Consider the following 18,787-nt stretch of genomic DNA (forward strand, 5'->3'; position numbering starts at 1 on the left):
AACGCGCCGCCTGTTTGCACAAGAAACAGGCGGCGCGCGTTGGGTTTGGTTATAAATTGGGCAGTTTAAGAATTAGGCAGGGGTAGACGAAACACCCACATGCGCCGGGCGCAGAAGCTGGTCATGCAGCATAAAGCCTTCGGCCATGACCTGAATGATCTGCCCTGCCTTGTAATCGGGCACAGGGGCTTCGAACATGGCCTGATGCAAATGCGGGTCAAAACGGTCGCCAACCTCTGGGCAAATGCGCGTAACCCCATGTTTTTGCAAAATGGCGGTCAGCTCGCGCAGGGTCAGTTCCACCCCTTCGACCAACCCACCGGCGGCCGCGCGGGTTTCTTCGGTGGCGGCATTCAGCGCGCGGGCAAGGTTGTCATAGACCGGCAGCATGTCGCGCGCGATCTTGGACCCGCCATAAAGCTGGGCATCGCGACGGTCTTTCTCGGCGCGTTTGCGGCTGTTTTCGGCCTCCGCCAAGGCGCGGATCATGCGGTCACGCATCTCGTCGCGCTCGGCTTCGGCCTGCGCAAGTCGCGCTTCCAGTTCTGCAACCGGGTCAAAGCCCTCTGCCGCGTCGAGTGCCGCTTCCTCGGTGTCGTCAATATGCGTTTGTTCTGGCTCTGCCATCGTCTTCCTCAATCTGCGCGGTGTGTGTCTGTCAGCAAGCGCCCGACAAGTTGCGCGGTGTAATCCACAATCGGCACGATTCGTCCATAGTTCAGCCGTTTCGGGCCGATCACCCCGACCGCGCCAATGATCTTTCGGTCCGTGTTCATATAAGGAGAAACAACCAAAGTTGAACCCGTCAGCGAAAAAAGCCGGTTCTCTGCGCCAATAAAAATGCGCACCCCGTCGCCCTGTTCAGTCAGTTCCAGAAATTCGGTAATGTCGCGCTTGCGTTCCAGATCGTCGAACAGGGTGCGGATGCGGTCAAAATCCTCGGCGCTGGCGTCATCCAGCAGGTTCGAGCGGCCGCGCACGATCAGGCGCTCTTGCGGCTCGCCCTCGTTTTCCCAAACCGCCAGACCCTGTTCCACCAGCGTTTGCGCAAGCGTGTCTATCTCGCGGCGGTTCTGCGCCAACTCACGCCGGAACCGCGCCAGAAGCTGCGTCACGCTGGCCCCTTCGGTCATGGAATTCAGGTAATTTGCCGCCTCGCGCATGGCTGACGGGGTCATCCCCCGTGGCGGTGTGAAAATGCGGTTTTCGACATGGCCATCGGTGAACACCAGAATGACCAATGCACGGTCCGCCGACAAGCTGACGAAATCGATATGCTTGATCGCCGCTTCATGCTTGGGCGACAAAACCAGCGAAGCGCCCTGCGTCACCCCGCTTAGCGCACCGCCGATCTGTTCTAGCATCGTGCCCATGTCACGCTCGTTGCTGCCCATGGTCTGGTCCAGCTTGGCGCGGTCGCCTTCATCCAAGGGCGACACTTCCAGCAGCGAATCCACAAACACCCGCAATCCCAGATTGGTTGGCACGCGCCCCGCAGACACATGCGGACTGTCCACTAATCCAAGAAATTCAAGGTCTTGCATCACGTTCCTGACGGTCGCGGCAGACACTTTCTCGCTCAGGCCCCGTGTCAGCGTGCGCGAGCCGACAGGCCCGCCCGTTTCCAGATAAGATTCTACCACGCGGCGAAACACCTCGCGCGAGCGGTCGTTCATCTCTGCCAACAGTTTCGCGGTGTCGCGTGGGTCCGACATTCTATTAACCCCTTGGGCGGAACAGCCTGACAGCACTGTAAAATCACCGCTTTTTCAAGCCCAAACAGCTTGCATTGCGCCGTGCCCGCCTTGTATCCGAGGGCAACCCCATGAAAGGACATGTGATGCGCCCCTCTGGTCGAGATCTAGACACGATCCGCGAAATTTCAATCGAAACCAATGTGACCATGCACGCCGAAGGATCGTGCCTGATTTCGATGGGCAACACCAAGGTTCTGTGCACGGCTTCCTTGGAAGATCGCACGCCGCCCTTCCTGCGCAACACCGGCTTGGGCTGGGTGACGGCGGAATACGGCATGTTGCCGCGCTCCACCAACACCCGCATGCGGCGCGAGGCAGCATCTGGCAAGCAACAGGGCCGCACCGTGGAAATTCAACGCCTTATCGGGCGGTCTTTGCGCGCTTGCGTAGATCGTTCAGCACTGGGCGAGCGTCAGATCACCATTGATTGCGATGTCATCCAAGCCGATGGCGGCACCCGCTGCGCCGCCATTACCGGCGGCTGGGTCGCGCTGCGTCTGGCCGTGAACAAGCTGCTGAAAGCGGGCGATGTGGTCAGCGATCCGATCACCGACCATCTGGCGGCGGTCAGCTGTGGTATTTATGCGGGCCAGCCCGTGCTGGATCTGGATTATGCCGAAGACAGCACTGCCGGTGTGGATGGCAATTTCATCCTGCTGGGCAGCGGTCGCATGGTCGAAGTGCAGATGAGCGCAGAGGGCGCGACCTTCAGCCGTTCGGAAATGGACCAGCTTCTGAACCTGGCTGAAAAGGGCGTGGGCGCGCTGGTCGCCGCGCAGAAAGCCGCAATTGCATGAGGCAGTTCACCGAAAAAACGCTTCTGATTGCCACGCATAACGCGGGCAAGCTGGAAGAGTTTCGCCAGATCATGACGCCTTTGGGCATAACCGTGACCTCTGCGGCAGAGCATAACCTGCCGGAGCCCGAAGAAACGGAAACCACCTTTGTTGGCAATGCCCGCATCAAGGCCCATGCGGCGGCCAAGGCCACCGGCCTGCCCGCGCTGGCCGACGATTCCGGGTTGGAAGTGATGGCGCTGGATGGTGCGCCCGGCGTCTACACTGCCGATTGGGCCGAAACCCCGACCGGGCGCAATTTTTCCATGGCCATGGAAAAAACCCATGCCAAGCTGATCGCCGCAGGTGCCCCCCAACCGTGGCAGGCCCGCTTTTGCTGCACGCTGGTTCTGGCTTGGCCCGACGGGCATGACGAAGTCGTCGAAGGCCATGCGGCCGGCCAATTGGTCTGGCCCCGCCGTGGACAGGATGGGCACGGCTATGACCCCATGTTCCAGCCCGCCTTTGAAACCCGCACTTTTGCCGAAATGTCGGCAGATGAGAAGAACCTCCTCTCCCACCGCGGCAAAGCCATTGCTGCCCTAATGAAAGCCTGTTTCACGTGAAACGCATCTCTACAGGTTCCCCGTTCGAAAAAACCATGGGTTATTCCCGCGCCGTCGTAAAAGGCGATTGGTGCTTTGTCAGCGGCGTGACCGGCTACGATTATGCCACCATGACCATGCCCGAATCCGTCGCCGACCAAGCGCGCAACTGCTTTGCCACCATCGCCAAGGCACTGGCCGAGGGCGGCTTTTCCATGGATGACGTGGTGCGCGTGCAATACACCCTGACCGATGCCGCGCTTCTGGACGACCTGCTGCCTGCCTTGGGCGAAGCGATGGGCGACATCCGCCCTGCCGCGACAATGGTCATCGCGGGGTTGATAAAGCCGGAAATGCTGATCGAAATCGAAGTCACGGCCTTCAAGGGCTGATGATGGATGACTGGCAGAATGGCGGCTTCGGCCTGTATGTTCATTGGCCCTTCTGCCAGGCTAAATGCCCCTATTGCGACTTCAACAGCCATGTCAGCGCCCATGTGGACCAATCTGCATGGGCGCGCGCCTACCTGTCAGAAATTGACCGCCTTGCGGCGGAAACCGGCCCGCGGGTTCTGAACACCATCTTTTTCGGCGGTGGCACGCCATCGCTGATGAACCCCGAACTGGTCGCCGCAATCATTGACCGCGCCCGCGCCCGCTGGCCTGCCGCGAATGATCTGGAAGTGACGCTAGAAGCCAACCCCACATCGGTGGAAGCGGGCCGCTTCCGCGCCTATGCGCAGGGCGGGGTCAACCGGGTTTCTGTGGGAATTCAAGCGCTTAATGATGCGGACCTAAAGCGTCTTGGCCGCATGCATTCGGTCGCAGAGGGCCGCAAAGCCTTCGACATTGCGCGCGACGCCTTTGCGCGTGTCAGCTTCGATCTGATCTATGCGCGGCAATACCAGACCCTTGCGGCATGGGAGCAAGAGCTGACTGAAGCCCTATCCATGGCCGTCGACCATCTGTCGCTTTACCAACTGACGATAGAGCCGGGAACGGCCTTTGGCGCGCGGGCCGCCAAGGGCGGGCTGCACGGCCTGCCGGATGATGATATTGCCGCCGATATGTATCTGGCCACGCAAGACATTTGCGACCGGCACGGCCTGCTCGCCTATGAGGTCTCGAACCACGCAAAGCCCGGCGCACAGTCGCGCCATAATCTGATCTATTGGCGCTACGGCGACTATGCCGGAATTGGCCCCGGCGCGCATGGGCGGCTAACGCTGCACGGCACCCGCTGGGCCACACAGACGCCGCTGATGCCGAATACATGGCTGAACCAAGTGAATAGCCAAGCCTGCGGAGAGGCCGCGCGAGAGGCGATCCCCCCAGAAGAGCAAGCGCTTGAACACATTATGATGGGGCTGCGGCTAAACGAAGGGCTAGATATGGACCGCTTCACCCGGCTGAACGGTGCAGCACTGCCCCAAGCGCGAATCGATTCGCTGGCAGAACAGGGGCTTGTCACGGTCCATGAAAACCGCCTGACCGCCACGCCACACGGGCGCGCGGTGCTGAATGGCGTGTTGCGCGAATTGCTTACCTAGGCGTTCCAAGGATGGAACAGAGCTTATCCAACTGGTCCATATTCTTGTAAGCAACCATCACCCGACCCTTGCCGCCGCCATCATATTCGATCGAAACCTTCATGCCCAAAGCGGCAGACAGGTCATTTTCCAACGCCTGCGTGTCGCTATCCTTACCTTTCGGGCGCGGCTTTGCCTTGTCACCACTGGCGGGGCGCTTCATCAGGGCTTCCACCTGACGGACCGACAAACCCTCTGCCACGACCTTGCGCGCCAAAGCGCCGGCATCATCCGCCGTAACCAGCGCGCGCGCGTGGCCTGCACTCAATTTTCCATCACGAACAAGGGCTTGCACCTCTTCCGGCAGGTTCAACAAACGCAAAAGGTTGGCAATGTAGGAACGGCTTTTGCCAAGCACCTCTGCCAGTTTTTCCTGCGTGTGCCCAAAGCGTTCGATCAGCGCACGGTAGCCCTGCGCCTCTTCCACAGCATTCAGATCAGCGCGCTGTATGTTTTCGATAATCGCAATTTCCAGCACTTCCGTGTCTGTAAACTCGCGCACAACAACCGGCAATTCATGCACCTGCGCGCGCTGCGCCGCGCGCCAACGCCGCTCACCCGCGACAATCTCGTAGGATTCGCCCTTTTTCCGCACCACCAAAGGCTGGATCACGCCCTTCTCGCGGATTGAGGCTGCCAGTTCTGCCAAGGCCGTTTCGTCAAAATACCGCCGTGGCTGGTCCGGGTTTGGCACAAGCGATTCGACCGGCAAGGTCACGATTGGGCCAACCGCGGCAGCGCTGGCCTGCTGTTCCAAGGCAACATCGGCCATAAGCGCCGACAATCCGCGCCCCAAGCCACCGCGTTTTTCTGCTTTTCGATCCATTACAACGCCGCCCCTTCTTGTTGGCGCTTGCCATGCTTTGTCATCAACTCGACAGCAAGCTCTCTATACGCGACCGCGCCTTTTGACTGCGGATCATATTGCAACACCGGAATGGCGTAAGAGGGCGCTTCGGACACCCGCACATTGCGCGGGATCATGGTTTGCAGCACCAGATCGCCCAAATTATCGCGCGCATCTGCTTCAACCTGCTGCGCAAGGTTGTTACGGCGGTCATACATGGTCAGCAAGATACCCTCTATCCGCAAATTGGCATTGGCGGTTTCCCGCAATTCCCGGATGCTGAGCATAAGCTGCGACAGCCCTTCCAGCGCAAAAAACTCTGCCTGCAAAGGCACTAGCACGGAGTGCGCCGCAACCATGGCATTGACGGTCAGCAAATTCAGCGAAGGTGGGCAGTCGATCAGAATATAGTCAAAATCTGCCGAGGTGATCGCCGGTTGGCGCAGCGCGTCTTGCAGCAGGTAAGTGCGCCGCGCGCGCGACATCAGCTCTATATCCGCAGAGGACAAATCCGTTGTCGCAGGCACCACCCAAAGCGGGCTTTCCCCAATCTGCCGCATGATTTCTGCCGCTGGCACATCGCCAAAGATCAGGTCATAGGTGGTGTGCCGCCGCGTGCTGCCCTCTATCCCCAACCCGGTAGACGCGTTGCCCTGCGGGTCAATGTCGATCAGCAATGTCTTCAGCCCCGCTTCCGCCAAGGCCGCGGCAAGGTTGATTGCGGTTGTGGTTTTGCCAACCCCGCCTTTCTGATTCGCAATCGCAATGACCCGCGTTTTCGGCTGGCTAGACACGTTGGATATCCTTCAAGGCTAAAATGCGCGCCGATGCATCGGTCGTGCTAACATGACTTGTCACTTGAAAATGCCACTCTGCGCGCGCCGCTTCAAGCTCTGCCGCGTGGTTTTTGCCTTTTGGCAACAAAGCGCACCCGCCCGGGGCAATGTGGCGGGCCACAAGAGGTAAAAGCTGCGGCAACGGCGCCAGCGCGCGGGCGCTTACAATCTGAGCAGAAAGCGGGGCAAGCCGTTCCGCGCGTTCTATGCGCACGGTCAGGTTCAGGGCGAATTCCTGTTTGCACACAAGCAAAAAGGCGGCTTTTCGTTTGTCGCTTTCAACCAGCGTAAAGCTGCAATCCGGCATCAACTCTAACGCAAGAATCGCACAGACAATACCGGGCAAGCCACCGCCAGAGCCAAGATCAGCCCATGTGGTTGCAGTGCGGTCCGCATGGTCGAAAACCTGCATGGAATCAACAACATGCCGTTCCCAAAGATCACTCAAGGTTGACGCTGCAACAAGGTTTATCCGTGGGTTCCAGCGGCGCACAAGGTCAGCATAGGCATGCAGCCTATCCAATGTTTCACGTGAAACATTGCTGCTGGCTGAATGCAGATTCATGCCCTAGCCCGGCTGGGAAGGGACTGCACACGCGCCAACACAAGCACCAAGGCTGCTGGCGTCATTCCGTCTATTCTGCCGGCCTGCGCCATTGTTTTGGGCCTTGCGCGCGACAACTTCTCGGCCAGCTCCCGCGACAACCCATTGATTGTGCGATAATCTATACCATCGGGGATCGCCCGGGCCTCATCCGCGCGGAGGGACGCAATCTGGTTTTCCTGCCGTTGCAAATAGGCAGCGTAGATCATCTCTCGACCAAGCTGGGTGCGCGTCTCGGCGTCAATCGCTGACAGTTCCGGCTCCAGAACCTCTAGCACGTCAAAGCCAAAGCCCGGCAGCCCCAACAGGTCAAGCGCGGTGCGACGGGTGCCGTCCTCGCTAATCTTGTAGCCAGCGCGCCGCAACTGCGCGGGGGTATAGCTGTGGGCACGCAAGGCCTCTCTGGCAGATTCGAGGCGTGCGTTCTTTTCCTGAAACGCAGCGCGCCGCTCCTCACTAATACAGCCATGCGCCAAGCCAAGCGGCGTAAGCCGTTGATCCGCATTATCTGCGCGCAAGGACAGACGGTATTCGGCACGCGACGTGAACATGCGATACGGCTCTGACACACCGCGCGCTGTCAGATCATCGATCATCACACCAATATAGCTATCTGCGCGGCTAAACTTCAGTGCGTCTTGCTCCAAAGCCAAGCTTGCCGCATTCAGTCCGGCAACAAGCCCTTGGGCGCCCGCCTCTTCATACCCTGTCGTTCCGTTAATCTGACCGGCCAAGAACAATCCGGGCATGGCCGACAATTGCAATGTCAGATCCAGCGCGCGCGGGTCGATATAGTCATATTCAATCGCATAGCCCGGTTGCAGGATTTCAACGTGCTCCAACCCCCGAATGGTGCGGACATATGCTTCCTGCACCTCTGCCGGAAGCGATGTCGAAATGCCGTTGGGATAAACCGTATCATCGTCCAACCCTTCGGGTTCCAAGAAGATCTGATGCGACTCCTTATCGGCAAATCGGGTGATCTTGTCCTCTATCGAAGGGCAATACCGTGGCCCGACACCTTCTATATGGCCACCATACATTGCAGAACGCGACAGGTTCTCGCGCACAATTTGGTGCGTGTTTTCATTGGTATGGGTAATCGCGCAGGAAATCTGCGGCGCGATTGTCTGCTGTGTCAGGAAAGACATATAGGCCGGGTCATCATCACCCGGTTGCTGTTCCAAACAGTCCCAATCAATGCTGGACCCCCGCAAACGCGGTGGTGTCCCGGTCTTCAAGCGCCCCATCGGCAAATCAAGCCCGCGCAATTGCTTGGCCAAAACGGTCGATGCCGCATTGCCCATACGGCCCGCAGCAAAGCTATGATCGCCGATAAAGACCTTGCCGCCCAGAAACGTGCCGGTTGTCAGCACCACGGCTTTCGCACTCAAGGCACTGTCAGAGCCAAGCTGAACACCGACAACCTTGCCGGATTTCACGTCCAAGGCGGTCACCTCAGCCTCGATTACCGACAGGTTGGGCTGGTCAGCCACGATACGGCTGATTGCGTGGCGGTAGCGGGCGCGGTCGGCCTGCACGCGCGGCCCTTGAACGGCCGGACCTTTGGACCGGTTCAACAAGCGATACTGGATCGCCGCATAATCGGCGGCGCGCCCCATAGCACCATCAAGCGCGTCAATTTCACGCACAAGATGGCCCTTACCCAAACCGCCAAAGGCCGGGTTGCATGACATCACGCCAAGGTCATCTTTGCGGAACGTAACCAAAGCGGTCGCTGCGCCCATGCGGGCTGCGGCCAATGCCGCTTCCACACCAGCATGACCGCCGCCAACAACGATTACGTCAAATTGTTTCACGTGAAACACTCCTACTTGCCGATGCAAAAGCTGCTGAAGATATCACCCAAAACATCTTCAACATCGACCGCGCCAATCAGCGAATCAAGCGCATTAATCGCAAGACGAATATCCGCCGCCACCAGTTCTGCGATATAATCCTGTTGGGTGATTTTATCAATCGCGTCGGACAGCGCGACAAGCGCCTGTTGCATGGCCTGATGGTGGCGTTGACGAATAGTAACCCCGTCGCGCGCCGTCATGTTGGAAAGCCGTTCGGTAATCTGCGCCAACAGCCAATCCAACCCTTGCCCGGTATGCGCCGAAATTCCATCTGTGCTGCCTGTCAGGTCCGCCTTGCTGCGGACGACAATATCTTGGTCGGACAGGGTTGTTGGGGCCGAAGGGTCGTCGGCAGGGTGCAGGATAATCCGCAAATCCGCCTGCTCTGCGCGTGCCCTGCCCCGCGCTATGCCGATGGCTTCGACCTGCTCTGTCGTCTCACGCAGTCCGGCAGTGTCCAGAAAGGTCACGGCAAAGCCCCCGACATCCATACGCACTTCCAGAACATCGCGGGTCGTGCCGGCAATGTCGGAAGTGATCGCCGCGTCCCGACCAGCCAAAGCGTTGAGAAGGCTAGATTTTCCGGCATTCACTGGCCCAACCAAGGCCACTTCGAACCCCGATTGCACGCGTTCACGCGCGCGCCCGCCCGCCAGTTCGTCTTGCAGCTGCACCACAACGGCGCGCAGTTCAGACAGGATCAGCGCATCAAAATTGCCGACATCTTCCTCGACAAAATCGATTGATGTTTCGACCAGCGCAGCCGCCTTGACCAAATGCGCCCGCCAGCCAGCAACAACGCGCCCAATGGCACCGTCCAGCACACGCAGCGCCTGGCGGCGTTGGCTTTCGGTTTCTGCCTCTAGCAGATCGCTCAGCGCCTCGACCTGGGTCAGGTCCATCATGCCATTGTCCAGCGCGCGGCGGGTGAATTCGCCGGGCTGAGCCAGCCGCAAACCGTAATCCGTGGCTAGGCAGCGTTCCACCGCGGCAACGGTCGCCATGCTGCCATGGACCATCAATTCAGCCACATCTTCGCCTGTAAAGCTGGCCCCGCGCGCGAAACACAGGACAAGCGCCGAATCCAGCCGTTCGCCTTCGCCGTCGCGCAACATGCGCAACCCCGCTTCGCGCAGGGGTGGCAGCGGGCCTGCCATGGCGCGCGCAACATCATGCGCGCGCGGGCCGGATATGCGGATAACAGCAATGCCCGATTTTCCACGGGCCGAGGCCAGCGCGAAAATCGTGTCCATGGCCTTAGGCGTTCATCGAATCGAAGAAATCGCTGTTCGTCTTCGTCTGTTTCAGCTTGGAAATCAGGAATTCGATGGCGTCTGTGGTGCCCATCGGGTTCAGAATGCGGCGCAGAACAAAGGTTTTTTGCAGATCGTTCTTGTCGATCAGCAAGTCTTCTTTGCGGGTGCCGGATTTCAGAATATCCATGGCCGGGAACACGCGCTTGTCGGCGACCTTGCGGTCCAGCACGATTTCAGAGTTACCGGTGCCCTTGAATTCTTCGAAGATCACTTCATCCATGCGAGAGCCGGTATCGATAAGCGCGGTTGCGATGATCGACAGCGACCCACCTTCTTCGATATTGCGCGCCGCGCCAAAGAACCGCTTGGGGCGTTGCAGGGCGTTCGCATCCACACCGCCGGTCAGCACTTTGCCCGACGACGGCACAACGGTGTTAAAGGCGCGCCCAAGGCGCGTGATAGAGTCGAGCAAGATCACCACATCGCGCTTGTGTTCTACAAGGCGCTTGGCTTTTTCGATGACCATCTCTGCCACGGCCACATGGCGTGTGGCGGGTTCGTCGAAGGTCGAAGCGATCACCTCCCCCTTCACCGAGCGCTGCATATCCGTCACCTCTTCCGGGCGTTCGTCAATCAACAGCACGATCAGGTAACATTCAGGGTGGTTCTTGGCGATGCTGTGGGCAATGTTCTGCAACAACACGGTTTTACCCGTGCGCGGCGGGGCCACGATCAGCGCGCGCTGGCCTTTACCCAAGGGCGACACAAGGTCGATAATCCGGGCAGAACGGTCCTTGGTGGCGGGGTCGTCGGTTTCCATCCACAGACGTTCATCCGGGTAAAGCGGCGTCAGGTTATCGAAATGCACCTTATGGCGCGACTTGGCCGGGTCATCGAAATTGATCTGCGTGACCTTGGTAATCGCAAAATATCGTTCATTTTCTGACGGAGCCTGAATGACGCCTTCGATCGTGTCGCCCGTGCGCAGCGAATACTGCCGGATCATATCGGGAGAGACATAGATGTCATCGGGGCCGGGCAGATAGTTCGCCTCGGGCGCGCGCAAAAAGCCGAAACCATCTTGCAGCACTTCCAGCACACCTTCGCCGGAAACCTCCCACCCCTCCTCTGCGCGTTCCTTCAGGATAGAGAACATCATCTCGCCCTTGCGCATGGAGGGCGCGTTCTCGATCTCCAGCTCTTCGGCGAGGGCCAACAGTTCTGCGGGGCTTTTCGCCTTCAGATCGGACAGGTTCAGCCGTTCGATTTGGTCAAGGTCAGTGTCGAGCATGAAAAATCCAGTTCGCCCGCAGGCATTACGGGTCAGTCAAAGGTCACGATGTGTCACCGGAAGCGCATTCCGCCGGACGGCAGAGCACTTTGGCGTTACCGCAATGGCAGCATGAAGTCAATCATGTCTAGATCTTCACCACGACAGAGATGACGATAATCACCATCATAAGCGTCGGAACTTCGTTCATCATGCGGTATTGGCGGCCCGTCAGGGTGTTGCCGTCAGCTTCAAAGATGCGACGGCGCTTGGCGCACCACATGTGAAACCATGTCATCGCGATCAATGCCGCGAATTTCGAGTATGGCCAGATCGCACCAGTGTCCAATACCCAAGGCATGGCCGCCATAGTCAGCCCTGTCGCCCAAGCCACGATCATGGCCGGGTTCATGATAACCCGCAGAAGCTTGTCTTCCATGACCTTGAAGGTTGCGCTCATCTCTGCGCTGGCGCCGCGTTCAACATGGTAGACGAACAAGCGTGGCAAGTAGAACAGACCTGCCATCCAGCTAATTACAGCCATGATGTGCAGGGCTTTGATCCATGGGTAAAGCGTGGCGAGCATGTTTGGCCCCTTTCGACCCTTCTATATAAAAAGAAAAGAATAAAGGAAATGATGATGTAGATAGAGCCTGTGGATATGGGGATTACAGGTTTGCCCACAGTGATATCCACAGCCGGGCGCAGTCTGCGATCTTGTTTCACCCTTGTTAACTATATGTAAATAAGAGAAAAACAAAAGATCAAAAAAAGAACACGCCGTATCTGGGCAGCGCGGGTGCATTTTATCCACAACCGCCGGTTTGTGCCGCCAACAGGTGGATAACCTGTGCCCTGAACTTGCAAGATTTGTGGGAACATGCCAGCACCTTGCCAGTTGCGGGGGTCATGCCCATTTTACACCCGGCTTCGCCCGGTTCTGTGCACAAGGATATCCACATGGGTCTTGTTCTGGCGTCTGCCTCTGCCATCCGGGCCGAGATGTTGCGCCGCGCGGGTGTTGCGGTTCAGGTGCAACCCGCGCGGATAGACGAAGGCGCGATCCGTGACGCGCTTCTGGCCGAAGCGGCGCAACCGCGCGACATTGCCGATGCGCTGGCAGAGGGCAAGGCGCGCAAGGTTTCCGGCCGCCACGCTGGTTTGGTTCTGGGGTGCGATCAGGTTTTGTCGCTGAAGGGGCGGATTTTCGAAAAGCCCGTGACGGCCGATCAGGCCCATGACCAGTTGCGCGCATTGCGCGGCCAGACCCATCAGCTGCTATCGGCGGCGGTGCTGTATGAAAACGGCGAACCTGTCTGGCGGCATGTGGGCGTTGCGCGGCTGACCATGCGGCAGTTCAGCGATACATACCTAGATGAGTACGTTGCCCGGAACTGGCCCGATATCGCCGAATCGGTCGGGGGCTACAAGCTGGAAGCCGAAGGTGTGCGCCTGTTTGCCCAAGTGACAGGAGATTACTTTACCATCCTTGGGTTGCCGCTTCTGGAATTGTTGAACTATCTTGCCCTGCGTGGAGAGATTGACGGATGAAAATACCTTTGGCTGGCGTTATCGGATGCCCTGTCGGGCATAGCCGTTCGCCCATCTTGCACGGGACATGGTTGCGCCAATACGGCCTGGCCGGGCACTATGTGCCGCTGCATGTCGAAGCGGATGATCTTGCCGATATGTTGCGCGCCATGCCGCGTATGGGGTTCGTGGGCGCGAATGTGACTGTGCCGCATAAGGAAGCCGCGCTTGCGCTGGCCGATGACGTGACCGAAACGGCGCGACGGATCGGCGCGGCGAATACGCTGACCTTTGGCGCGGATGGGCGTATTCAGGCAGATAATACAGATGCTTACGGGTTCATGGCCAATCTGCGCCAGAATGCGCCGGGCTGGCAGCCTTCGGGCGGTCCGGCATTGGTGCTGGGTGCGGGCGGCGCGGCCCGCGCGGTGATCGTGGCCTTGCAAGATGCCGGTGTGCCGCAGATTTACCTGACCAACCGCACCACTGCGCGGGCCGACGCCTTAGCGGCAGAGTTCGGGGTCAATACCCTGCCATGGCAAGACCGGGAGCGGTTGTTGCCACAGATGGCCTGCCTCGTGAACACAACATCTTTGGGGATGCGGGGACAACCGGATCTGGAGATTGATCTTACCACCCTGCCCGCGTCGGCCTTGGTCACGGATATTGTGTATGCGCCGCTGAAAACGCCACTTTTGGCACAAGCCCGCGCGCAAGGCTGCGCGGTGGTCGATGGTCTGGGAATGCTGCTGCATCAGGCCGTGCCGGGGTTTGAGCGCTGGTTCGGCACAAGGCCAGAGGTGACGGACGCCCTGCGCGCGGCGGTGCTGGCATGACCTATCGGCTGGGGCTGACCGGGTCCATCGGAATGGGCAAATCCACCACGGCGCAAATGTTTCGCGAAGCTGGTGTGCCGGTCTGGGATGCCGATGCCGCCGTGCACCGCCTGTATCAGGGCGCGGCGGTCGGCCCTGTCGGCGCGCTTTGCCCTGCGGCGGTGCAGGATGGCCAGATTGACCGCGCGGCGCTGAAAGACTGGATCGCCCGCGACCCGGATGCGCTGTCGCAACTGGAAGCGGCGGTGCACCCGTTGGTTGCCGCCGACAGGGCGGCGTTCATCGCGCAGGCCGATGCGCCCTTGGTGGTTCTGGACATTCCGCTTTTGTATGAAACCGGGGCCGATGTGGATGGCGTGCTGGTCGTGACCGCCCCGCCCGATGTGCAGCGCGCCCGCGTGCTGGCGCGGCCCGGAATGGATGCTGCGCAATTCGACCGTATCCTGTCGCGGCAGATGCCCGATGCCGAAAAGCGCGCCCGCGCCGATTTCGTGATCGAAACACTGGATATGGACAGAACGCGCACGGCTGTGCAAGATCTGGTGGCAAAGCTGGGGGCGGAACATGCGTGAAATCGTTCTGGATACCGAAACCACCGGGTTTGAGCCGGAACAGGGCGACCGGATTGTCGAAATCGGGGCGCTGGAAATCGTGAACCTGCGGCCCACGGGGCAGAGTTTTCACGTCTATATCAACCCAGAACGCGATATGCCTGATGGCGCGTTTGGCGTGCATGGCATTGGCCCCGACCTGTTGGCGACCCCCCGCCCCGCGCGCGACGGTGAAGTGACCTTGCGTGACAAGCCGGTATTCGCGGCGGTCGGCCAGAAGTTTCTTGATTTCATAGGCGATGCGAAACTGGTCATCCATAACGCCGCCTTCGACATGAAATTTCTGAATTTCGAATTGGGGCGCATGGGCTTGCCAACGCTGCCATGGGACCGCGCGGTTGATACGCTTGCAATTGCGCGCAAGAAATTCCCCGGCTCGCCCGCGTCGCTGGATGCGCTGTGCCGCCGCTTCGGGATAGACAATTCATCGCGCACGCTGCACGGCGCGCTTCTGGACAGCGAAATTCTTGCAGAGGTGTATCTGGAATTGTTGGGCGGCGCGCAGCCCGATTTTGCGCTGACATCGGAACCCACCAATGCCGAGGGCGCGGTCACGCGGGCTGTTTTGCCCAAACGCCCTACCCCGCTTGCGCCCCGGCTGACAGCCGCAGAGGCAGACGCTCACGCCGCTTTTGTCGCCAAGCTGGGGGATGCCGCCGTCTGGAAGCGTTACGGCTAGGATAGGGGCAGCGGGCGCCATGGGCGCCCGCCGGGCCTGATTAGTTCGGCACGGGCGCAGGGTTTGCCGCTTGTGCGGCGGCTTGGCGCTGCAATTCCTGACGGTAAAGCGCCAGAAAATCGACCGTGTCCAAATTCAGCGGCGGGAAGCCGCCGTCGCGGGTTACGTCGGAAATAATGCGCCGCGCGAAGGGGAAGATCATGCGCGGGCATTCGATCAGCAAGAACGGGTGCAATTGTTCTTGCGGCACGCCTTCGACAAGGAACACACCGACATAATCCAGTTCTACAAGGAACAGGGTCTGGTTGTCGGTCTTGTTCTTGGATGTAATCTTGAACTTGGTGGCGACGTCATACTGGTTTTCTGCGTCGCGCTTTTGCGCATCTAGGCTAACCTGAACCTGAATATCGGGCTGCACATTGGCACCTTGCAGCTTTTTCTGCGCAGCCACGTTTTCGAAGGACAGGTCGCGCATGTATTGCGCCAGAATGCGCATGTTCACCTTGGGGGCCTGTTCTGCGGCGCCGTTGCCTTGGTTGGCTGTTTCGGTCTCGGTCATGTCTATGCTCTCTAACTGAAGGATATGTTGGTTGCGAAGCTATGTAGCAGCAGGCTTCCTGCGCCTCAATCCCGGTATTGGGTCGGGCCGCGCCGTGGCGGCAAGCGGTCGGGATTTGGGGCTTCATCGGGTTCTGCCGTATAATCACCGTCGATAATGTCATCCCGTGGGGCCGGGCGGGTCTGGATGACCACGCGGCGCAGGGCAAGCACCCGCACCGCCGGGATCAGCAGCAAAAGGCCCAGCGCATCGGTGAAAAACCCCGGGATTACCAGCAAAAGCGCCCCGATCATGCGCAAGGCAGAATGCGCCATGGGGCTTGCGGGGCTGCGGTCTTGTGCAAGTGCGGACCGTATGTCGGCGGCGTTGCGATAGGGTTCCAACCGCATCAGGAACACGCCCAAGGCACCGCTCGCGAAAATTTCAAGCAGCGTGCCCAGAACGCCCAGAGCGCCGCCCAACTGCACGAATAACACGATTTCAAGCAGCGGAATCGCCAGAAAGGCCAGCAGGATCGGCATGTCTTTTCCTCTTTCCCAAAGGATCGGGCCGCTTAAGGTGGACTTGCCCGTATCGGCACCTTACATAGGGACGGACATAGCCATACCAACCCTTGGCAGAGGTAACAATGGACCCCGCCGTGATTCAATTACTTGTCCTTGCAGGCATCGCCGTGTTTCTGATTTTGCGGTTGCGTGCCGTTTTGGGCACCCGCGACGGGTTCGAAAAAACACCTGTCAAGCGCGATGCCCCCGCAAGCCCGACAGGGCGCAAGCCGGCCTTCGAGGTGATTGAGGGCGGACCGGATACGGACATCACTGATTATGTGAAGGAAGGGTCTGACAGCGCAAAAGCGTTGGCACGCATGAAGGCCGTTGACCCGAATTTCGGGGTTGGCGATTTCATGCAAGGCGCGCGCGGCGCGTATGAAATGATCCTGATGGCATTCGAATCCGCCGATATGGAATCGATCCTGCCCTTCTTGTCGCGCGATGTGTTCAACAGCTTCGACGAGGTCGTGCAGATGCGCGAGCGCGAAGGGCTGGTGGTGGATGCCTCTTTCATCGGGCTGCGCGAGATCGAGATTTTGGAAGCGACCTTTGACGAGGACAGCAAGGAAGGCGAAATCACCCTGCGCTTTGTCGGAGAGTTGACGCAGGTTGTGCGCAAAACGGACAGCGGAGAGATTGTCGACGGCGACCCGAACACGGTCAAGACGCAGAAAGATGTCTGGACCTTTGCGCGTGACATGACATCGGATAGTCCGAACTGGAAACTGGTCGCCACCGGCGACTGACCCGATGGAAGGAGGGGCGCATGTCGCGCAAGAAGCGTCCTGCGCTCAGCCCCGAAGATAAAGAACTGTGGTCGCGGGTTGCCCAGACTGCGCGACCTCTGCGAACCGATTTTGCCCATCTGTTCGACCCAAAACCAGCGCCGCCGGATGCACCGCCACCGAAAGCTGTGCCTGACACGGCTGGACCGCGGCGCGTGTTGCGCCCTACAGGCAGCGGTGCCGCCCCCGGCCATGACCTGACACGCCCATTGTCCGATGCGCTGGCCGACGCGCCTGTCGCTATGGACAAGCGCCGCTTTCAGCGCATGACGCGCGGCAAATTGCAGCCCGAGGCCCGAATTGATCTGCACGGCATGACGCTGGCGCAAGCCCATGCTGCGCTTAACGGGTTCATCCTGCGCGCGCAGGCGAATGGGTTGCGGCTGGTTCTGGTGATTACCGGCAAAGGTCGGCAGGCCGATGATGATGGCCCGATCCCGCGCAGACGGGGCGCGCTGAAACATGACGTGCCGCAATGGCTGCGCATGGCGCCCTTGGCCGGTTGCGTTTTGGAAATACGCGAAGCGCATGCGCGCCATGGCGGTGGCGGCGCCTATTACGTTTACCTGCGGCGTATGCGTTAGGCCGTGCCGGGGGCTTCGCTGCCGCGTGGCTGCGCCATGCAGGGCCAAGATATTCGCGCAAGGATGAAGCCGATGCGCTTTCGCTTGGCAAAGCATGGGTTTTGCGGCAAAGCGTTGGCCCATGAAATTTGCATTCCAGATAGAGGCGCGGGACGGTCGCGCGCGGCAAGGTCGGATCGACACGCCGCGCGGCGAAATCCGCACGCCTGCGTTCATGCCCGTGGGCACTGCTGCAACCGTAAAAGGCATGATGCCCGAACAGGTGCGCCAGACGGGTGCCGATATTTTGCTGGGCAACACCTATCACCTGATGTTGCGCCCCAGTGCCGAACGCATCGCTGCCTTGGGCGGGCTGCACCGGTTTATGAACTGGGATCGGCCCATCCTGACGGATTCCGGTGGCTTTCAGGTAATGAGCTTGGCCAACCTGCGCAAGCTGACGGAAGAGGGCGTGCAGTTTTCCAGCCATGTTGACGGGTCGCGCCACATGCTGACGCCAGAGCGGTCGATGGAGATCCAGCGCCTGTTAGGGTCCGACATTGTCATGGCCTTTGATGAGTGCACCCCCTTTCCGGCCGATGAGCTTGTCGCGCGGCAATCAATGGAATTGTCGATGCGCTGGGCAAAGCGCTCGCGCGAGGCTTTTGGTGACCGTCCCGGCTATGCGCTGTTCGGGATTCAGCAGGGGTCAGTTTACCCCGACTTGCGCGCAGAGAGTGCCGAGGCGCTGCGCGGCATTGGCTTTGACGGCTACGCGATTGGCGGTCTGGCCGTGGGCGAGGGGCAAGAGCTGATGTTTGATGTGCTGGATTACGCCCCCGGCCAGTTGCACGACGACAAGCCGCGCTATCTGATGGGCGTGGGCAAGCCCGATGATATTGTCGGCGCGGTGCAGCGTGGCGTGGACATGTTCGATTGCGTTTTGCCCACGCGGTCGGGCCGCACCGGGCAAGCCTGGACCGCACGCGGATCGGTCAACCTGCGCAACGCGCGCCACCGGGATGACGGGCGGCCGTTGGAAGAGGGCTGTGATTGCCCCGCCTGCACCAAATACAGCCGCGCCTACCTGCACCATGTTGTGCGGCTGGATGAAATGATCGCGGGAATGCTGCTGACATGGCATAACCTGCGCTATTACCAACGCCTGATGGCCGGGTTGCGCGCGGCCATTGCCGAAACCCGGCTGGAGGCGTTTGTTGCTGACTTCCACGCTTTGCGTGCGCAGGGCGATATAGACCCGATATAGGAAAG

General features: G+C 59.7%; 22 protein-coding genes. 11 read left to right on the plus strand and 11 right to left on the minus strand.

Annotation, left to right across the window (positions count from 1 at the left end):
- Positions 1 to 72 precede the first annotated feature (72 nt).
- Together AWT76_RS16050 and hrcA are read right to left on the minus strand one after the other, a co-directional pair.
- Positions 73 to 627, minus strand: a complete 555-nt coding sequence (locus AWT76_RS16050; RefSeq protein ID WP_072247297.1) for a nucleotide exchange factor GrpE — start codon at positions 625 to 627, stop codon at positions 73 to 75.
- A gap of 8 nt (positions 628 to 635) precedes the next feature.
- Positions 636 to 1,715: a heat-inducible transcriptional repressor HrcA gene (hrcA, locus tag AWT76_RS16055; RefSeq protein ID WP_072247299.1), complete on the minus strand. Its 1,080-nt coding sequence runs from the start codon at positions 1,713 to 1,715 to the stop codon at positions 636 to 638.
- A gap of 125 nt (positions 1,716 to 1,840) precedes the next feature.
- Between hrcA and rph the strand changes: the two genes are divergently transcribed.
- Genes rph through hemW form a run of 4 tightly spaced genes read left to right on the plus strand, consistent with a single transcriptional unit; the run spans position 1,841 to position 4,687 of the window.
- The gene (gene rph, locus AWT76_RS16060; protein ID WP_072247301.1) at positions 1,841 to 2,554 is read left to right on the plus strand and encodes a ribonuclease PH; all 714 of its coding nucleotides are present in this window, start codon (positions 1,841 to 1,843) and stop codon (positions 2,552 to 2,554) included.
- On the plus strand, positions 2,551 to 3,159 hold the full coding sequence (gene rdgB, locus AWT76_RS16065; protein WP_072247303.1) for an RdgB/HAM1 family non-canonical purine NTP pyrophosphatase: 609 nt from the start codon (positions 2,551 to 2,553) through the stop codon (positions 3,157 to 3,159). The genes rph and rdgB overlap by 4 nt, the downstream gene beginning before the upstream one ends.
- Positions 3,156 to 3,530: a RidA family protein gene (locus AWT76_RS16070; RefSeq protein WP_072247304.1), complete on the plus strand. Its 375-nt coding sequence runs from the start codon at positions 3,156 to 3,158 to the stop codon at positions 3,528 to 3,530. Before rdgB ends, AWT76_RS16070 begins: the two co-directional genes overlap by 4 nt.
- Positions 3,531 to 3,532: 2 nt before the next feature.
- Entirely contained in the window at positions 3,533 to 4,687 is a 1,155-nt protein-coding gene (hemW, locus tag AWT76_RS16075) for a radical SAM family heme chaperone HemW (protein WP_072247788.1), read from the plus strand.
- Here hemW and AWT76_RS16080 read toward each other — a convergent pair.
- The 7 genes from AWT76_RS16080 to hemJ all read right to left on the minus strand — a co-directional run bounded on the left by AWT76_RS16080 (position 4,680) and on the right by hemJ (position 11,987).
- A complete protein-coding gene (locus tag AWT76_RS16080) occupies positions 4,680 to 5,552 on the minus strand; it encodes a ParB/RepB/Spo0J family partition protein (RefSeq protein ID WP_072247305.1) in 873 nt (290 codons plus the stop codon). The genes hemW and AWT76_RS16080 overlap by 8 nt on opposite strands.
- Positions 5,552 to 6,376 (minus strand): ParA family protein, encoded by an 825-nt coding sequence (locus AWT76_RS16085; RefSeq protein WP_072247307.1) that lies wholly within the window; start codon positions 6,374 to 6,376, stop codon positions 5,552 to 5,554. The genes AWT76_RS16080 and AWT76_RS16085 overlap by 1 nt, the downstream gene beginning before the upstream one ends.
- Positions 6,360 to 6,974, minus strand: a complete 615-nt coding sequence (rsmG, locus tag AWT76_RS16090; protein WP_072247309.1) for a 16S rRNA (guanine(527)-N(7))-methyltransferase RsmG — start codon at positions 6,972 to 6,974, stop codon at positions 6,360 to 6,362. The genes AWT76_RS16085 and rsmG overlap by 17 nt, the downstream gene beginning before the upstream one ends.
- Positions 6,971 to 8,842, minus strand: a complete 1,872-nt coding sequence (gene mnmG, locus AWT76_RS16095; protein ID WP_176699418.1) for a tRNA uridine-5-carboxymethylaminomethyl(34) synthesis enzyme MnmG — start codon at positions 8,840 to 8,842, stop codon at positions 6,971 to 6,973. The genes rsmG and mnmG overlap by 4 nt, the downstream gene beginning before the upstream one ends.
- 2 nt (positions 8,843 to 8,844) lie before the next feature.
- Positions 8,845 to 10,128 carry a tRNA uridine-5-carboxymethylaminomethyl(34) synthesis GTPase MnmE gene (gene mnmE, locus AWT76_RS16100; protein WP_072247311.1) on the minus strand — a complete coding sequence of 428 codons (1,284 nt, stop codon included), beginning with the start codon at positions 10,126 to 10,128 and terminating at the stop codon, positions 8,845 to 8,847.
- Between the two features lie 4 nt (positions 10,129 to 10,132).
- On the minus strand, positions 10,133 to 11,422 hold the full coding sequence (gene rho, locus AWT76_RS16105) for a transcription termination factor Rho (RefSeq protein WP_072247312.1): 1,290 nt from the start codon (positions 11,420 to 11,422) through the stop codon (positions 10,133 to 10,135).
- A gap of 127 nt (positions 11,423 to 11,549) precedes the next feature.
- Positions 11,550 to 11,987 (minus strand): protoporphyrinogen oxidase HemJ, encoded by a 438-nt coding sequence (gene hemJ, locus AWT76_RS16110; protein ID WP_072247314.1) that lies wholly within the window; start codon positions 11,985 to 11,987, stop codon positions 11,550 to 11,552.
- A gap of 374 nt (positions 11,988 to 12,361) precedes the next feature.
- Here hemJ and AWT76_RS16115 point away from each other — a divergent pair, with 374 nt between their 5' ends.
- From AWT76_RS16115 to dnaQ, 4 genes are read left to right on the plus strand one after another with little or no spacing between them, the layout of a single operon-like run.
- Positions 12,362 to 12,952, plus strand: coding sequence for a Maf family protein (locus AWT76_RS16115; protein WP_072247316.1), 591 nt, complete (start codon positions 12,362 to 12,364; stop codon positions 12,950 to 12,952).
- A complete protein-coding gene (locus AWT76_RS16120) occupies positions 12,949 to 13,767 on the plus strand; it encodes a shikimate dehydrogenase (protein ID WP_072247318.1) in 819 nt (272 codons plus the stop codon). The genes AWT76_RS16115 and AWT76_RS16120 overlap by 4 nt, the downstream gene beginning before the upstream one ends.
- Positions 13,764 to 14,339, plus strand: coding sequence for a dephospho-CoA kinase (coaE, locus tag AWT76_RS16125; RefSeq protein ID WP_072247320.1), 576 nt, complete (start codon positions 13,764 to 13,766; stop codon positions 14,337 to 14,339). The genes AWT76_RS16120 and coaE overlap by 4 nt, the downstream gene beginning before the upstream one ends.
- Positions 14,332 to 15,057: a DNA polymerase III subunit epsilon gene (gene dnaQ / locus AWT76_RS16130; RefSeq protein ID WP_072247322.1), complete on the plus strand. Its 726-nt coding sequence runs from the start codon at positions 14,332 to 14,334 to the stop codon at positions 15,055 to 15,057. Before coaE ends, dnaQ begins: the two co-directional genes overlap by 8 nt.
- Before the next feature lie 40 nt (positions 15,058 to 15,097).
- On the opposite strand, the gene secB is transcribed toward dnaQ, so the two are convergent.
- Both secB and AWT76_RS16140 read right to left on the minus strand, forming a co-directional pair.
- A complete protein-coding gene (gene secB, locus AWT76_RS16135; RefSeq protein ID WP_072247323.1) occupies positions 15,098 to 15,616 on the minus strand; it encodes a protein-export chaperone SecB in 519 nt (172 codons plus the stop codon).
- 65 nt (positions 15,617 to 15,681) lie between these two features.
- The gene (locus AWT76_RS16140) at positions 15,682 to 16,137 is read right to left on the minus strand and encodes an FxsA family protein (RefSeq protein WP_072247325.1); all 456 of its coding nucleotides are present in this window, start codon (positions 16,135 to 16,137) and stop codon (positions 15,682 to 15,684) included.
- Positions 16,138 to 16,244: 107 nt separating this feature from the next.
- On the opposite strand from AWT76_RS16140, the gene AWT76_RS16145 reads away from it, so the two are divergent.
- The 3 genes from AWT76_RS16145 (at position 16,245) to tgt (ending at position 18,782) form a co-directional block, all read left to right on the plus strand.
- The gene (locus AWT76_RS16145; RefSeq protein WP_072247326.1) at positions 16,245 to 16,913 is read left to right on the plus strand and encodes a Tim44/TimA family putative adaptor protein; all 669 of its coding nucleotides are present in this window, start codon (positions 16,245 to 16,247) and stop codon (positions 16,911 to 16,913) included.
- Between the two features lie 20 nt (positions 16,914 to 16,933).
- Positions 16,934 to 17,536 (plus strand): Smr/MutS family protein, encoded by a 603-nt coding sequence (locus tag AWT76_RS16150; RefSeq protein ID WP_072247328.1) that lies wholly within the window; start codon positions 16,934 to 16,936, stop codon positions 17,534 to 17,536.
- A 121-nt stretch (positions 17,537 to 17,657) separates the two neighbouring features.
- Positions 17,658 to 18,782, plus strand: coding sequence for a tRNA guanosine(34) transglycosylase Tgt (tgt, locus tag AWT76_RS16155; protein WP_141655984.1), 1,125 nt, complete (start codon positions 17,658 to 17,660; stop codon positions 18,780 to 18,782).
- The last annotated feature ends 5 nt before the right edge of the window (positions 18,783 to 18,787 follow it).

The sequence above is a fragment of the Roseibaca calidilacus genome, assembly GCF_001517585.1.
In the GTDB taxonomy this organism is placed as follows: Bacteria; Pseudomonadota; Alphaproteobacteria; order Rhodobacterales; family Rhodobacteraceae; genus Roseinatronobacter; species Roseinatronobacter calidilacus.

What these genes read in the sequence shown, in the direction of transcription:
- AWT76_RS16050 (WP_072247297.1), bottom strand. Translation starts at nt 627, where the DNA reads ATGGCAGAGCCAGAACAAACGCATATTGACGACACCGAGGAAGCGGCA.
- hrcA (WP_072247299.1), bottom strand. Translation starts at nt 1,715, where the DNA reads ATGTCGGACCCACGCGACACCGCGAAACTGTTGGCAGAGATGAACGAC.
- rph (WP_072247301.1), top strand. Translation starts at nt 1,841, where the DNA reads ATGCGCCCCTCTGGTCGAGATCTAGACACGATCCGCGAAATTTCAATC.
- rdgB (WP_072247303.1), top strand. Translation starts at nt 2,551, where the DNA reads ATGAGGCAGTTCACCGAAAAAACGCTTCTGATTGCCACGCATAACGCG.
- hemW (WP_072247788.1), top strand. Translation starts at nt 3,533, where the DNA reads ATGGATGACTGGCAGAATGGCGGCTTCGGCCTGTATGTTCATTGGCCC.
- AWT76_RS16080 (WP_072247305.1), bottom strand. Translation starts at nt 5,552, where the DNA reads ATGGATCGAAAAGCAGAAAAACGCGGTGGCTTGGGGCGCGGATTGTCG.
- rsmG (WP_072247309.1), bottom strand. Translation starts at nt 6,974, where the DNA reads ATGAATCTGCATTCAGCCAGCAGCAATGTTTCACGTGAAACATTGGAT.
- mnmE (WP_072247311.1), bottom strand. Translation starts at nt 10,128, where the DNA reads ATGGACACGATTTTCGCGCTGGCCTCGGCCCGTGGAAAATCGGGCATT.
- rho (WP_072247312.1), bottom strand. Translation starts at nt 11,422, where the DNA reads ATGCTCGACACTGACCTTGACCAAATCGAACGGCTGAACCTGTCCGAT.
- hemJ (WP_072247314.1), bottom strand. Translation starts at nt 11,987, where the DNA reads ATGCTCGCCACGCTTTACCCATGGATCAAAGCCCTGCACATCATGGCT.
- AWT76_RS16115 (WP_072247316.1), top strand. Translation starts at nt 12,362, where the DNA reads ATGGGTCTTGTTCTGGCGTCTGCCTCTGCCATCCGGGCCGAGATGTTG.
- AWT76_RS16120 (WP_072247318.1), top strand. Translation starts at nt 12,949, where the DNA reads ATGAAAATACCTTTGGCTGGCGTTATCGGATGCCCTGTCGGGCATAGC.
- coaE (WP_072247320.1), top strand. Translation starts at nt 13,764, where the DNA reads ATGACCTATCGGCTGGGGCTGACCGGGTCCATCGGAATGGGCAAATCC.
- dnaQ (WP_072247322.1), top strand. Translation starts at nt 14,332, where the DNA reads ATGCGTGAAATCGTTCTGGATACCGAAACCACCGGGTTTGAGCCGGAA.
- secB (WP_072247323.1), bottom strand. Translation starts at nt 15,616, where the DNA reads ATGACCGAGACCGAAACAGCCAACCAAGGCAACGGCGCCGCAGAACAG.
- AWT76_RS16140 (WP_072247325.1), bottom strand. Translation starts at nt 16,137, where the DNA reads ATGCCGATCCTGCTGGCCTTTCTGGCGATTCCGCTGCTTGAAATCGTG.
- AWT76_RS16145 (WP_072247326.1), top strand. Translation starts at nt 16,245, where the DNA reads ATGGACCCCGCCGTGATTCAATTACTTGTCCTTGCAGGCATCGCCGTG.
- AWT76_RS16150 (WP_072247328.1), top strand. Translation starts at nt 16,934, where the DNA reads ATGTCGCGCAAGAAGCGTCCTGCGCTCAGCCCCGAAGATAAAGAACTG.
- tgt (WP_141655984.1), top strand. Translation starts at nt 17,658, where the DNA reads ATGAAATTTGCATTCCAGATAGAGGCGCGGGACGGTCGCGCGCGGCAA.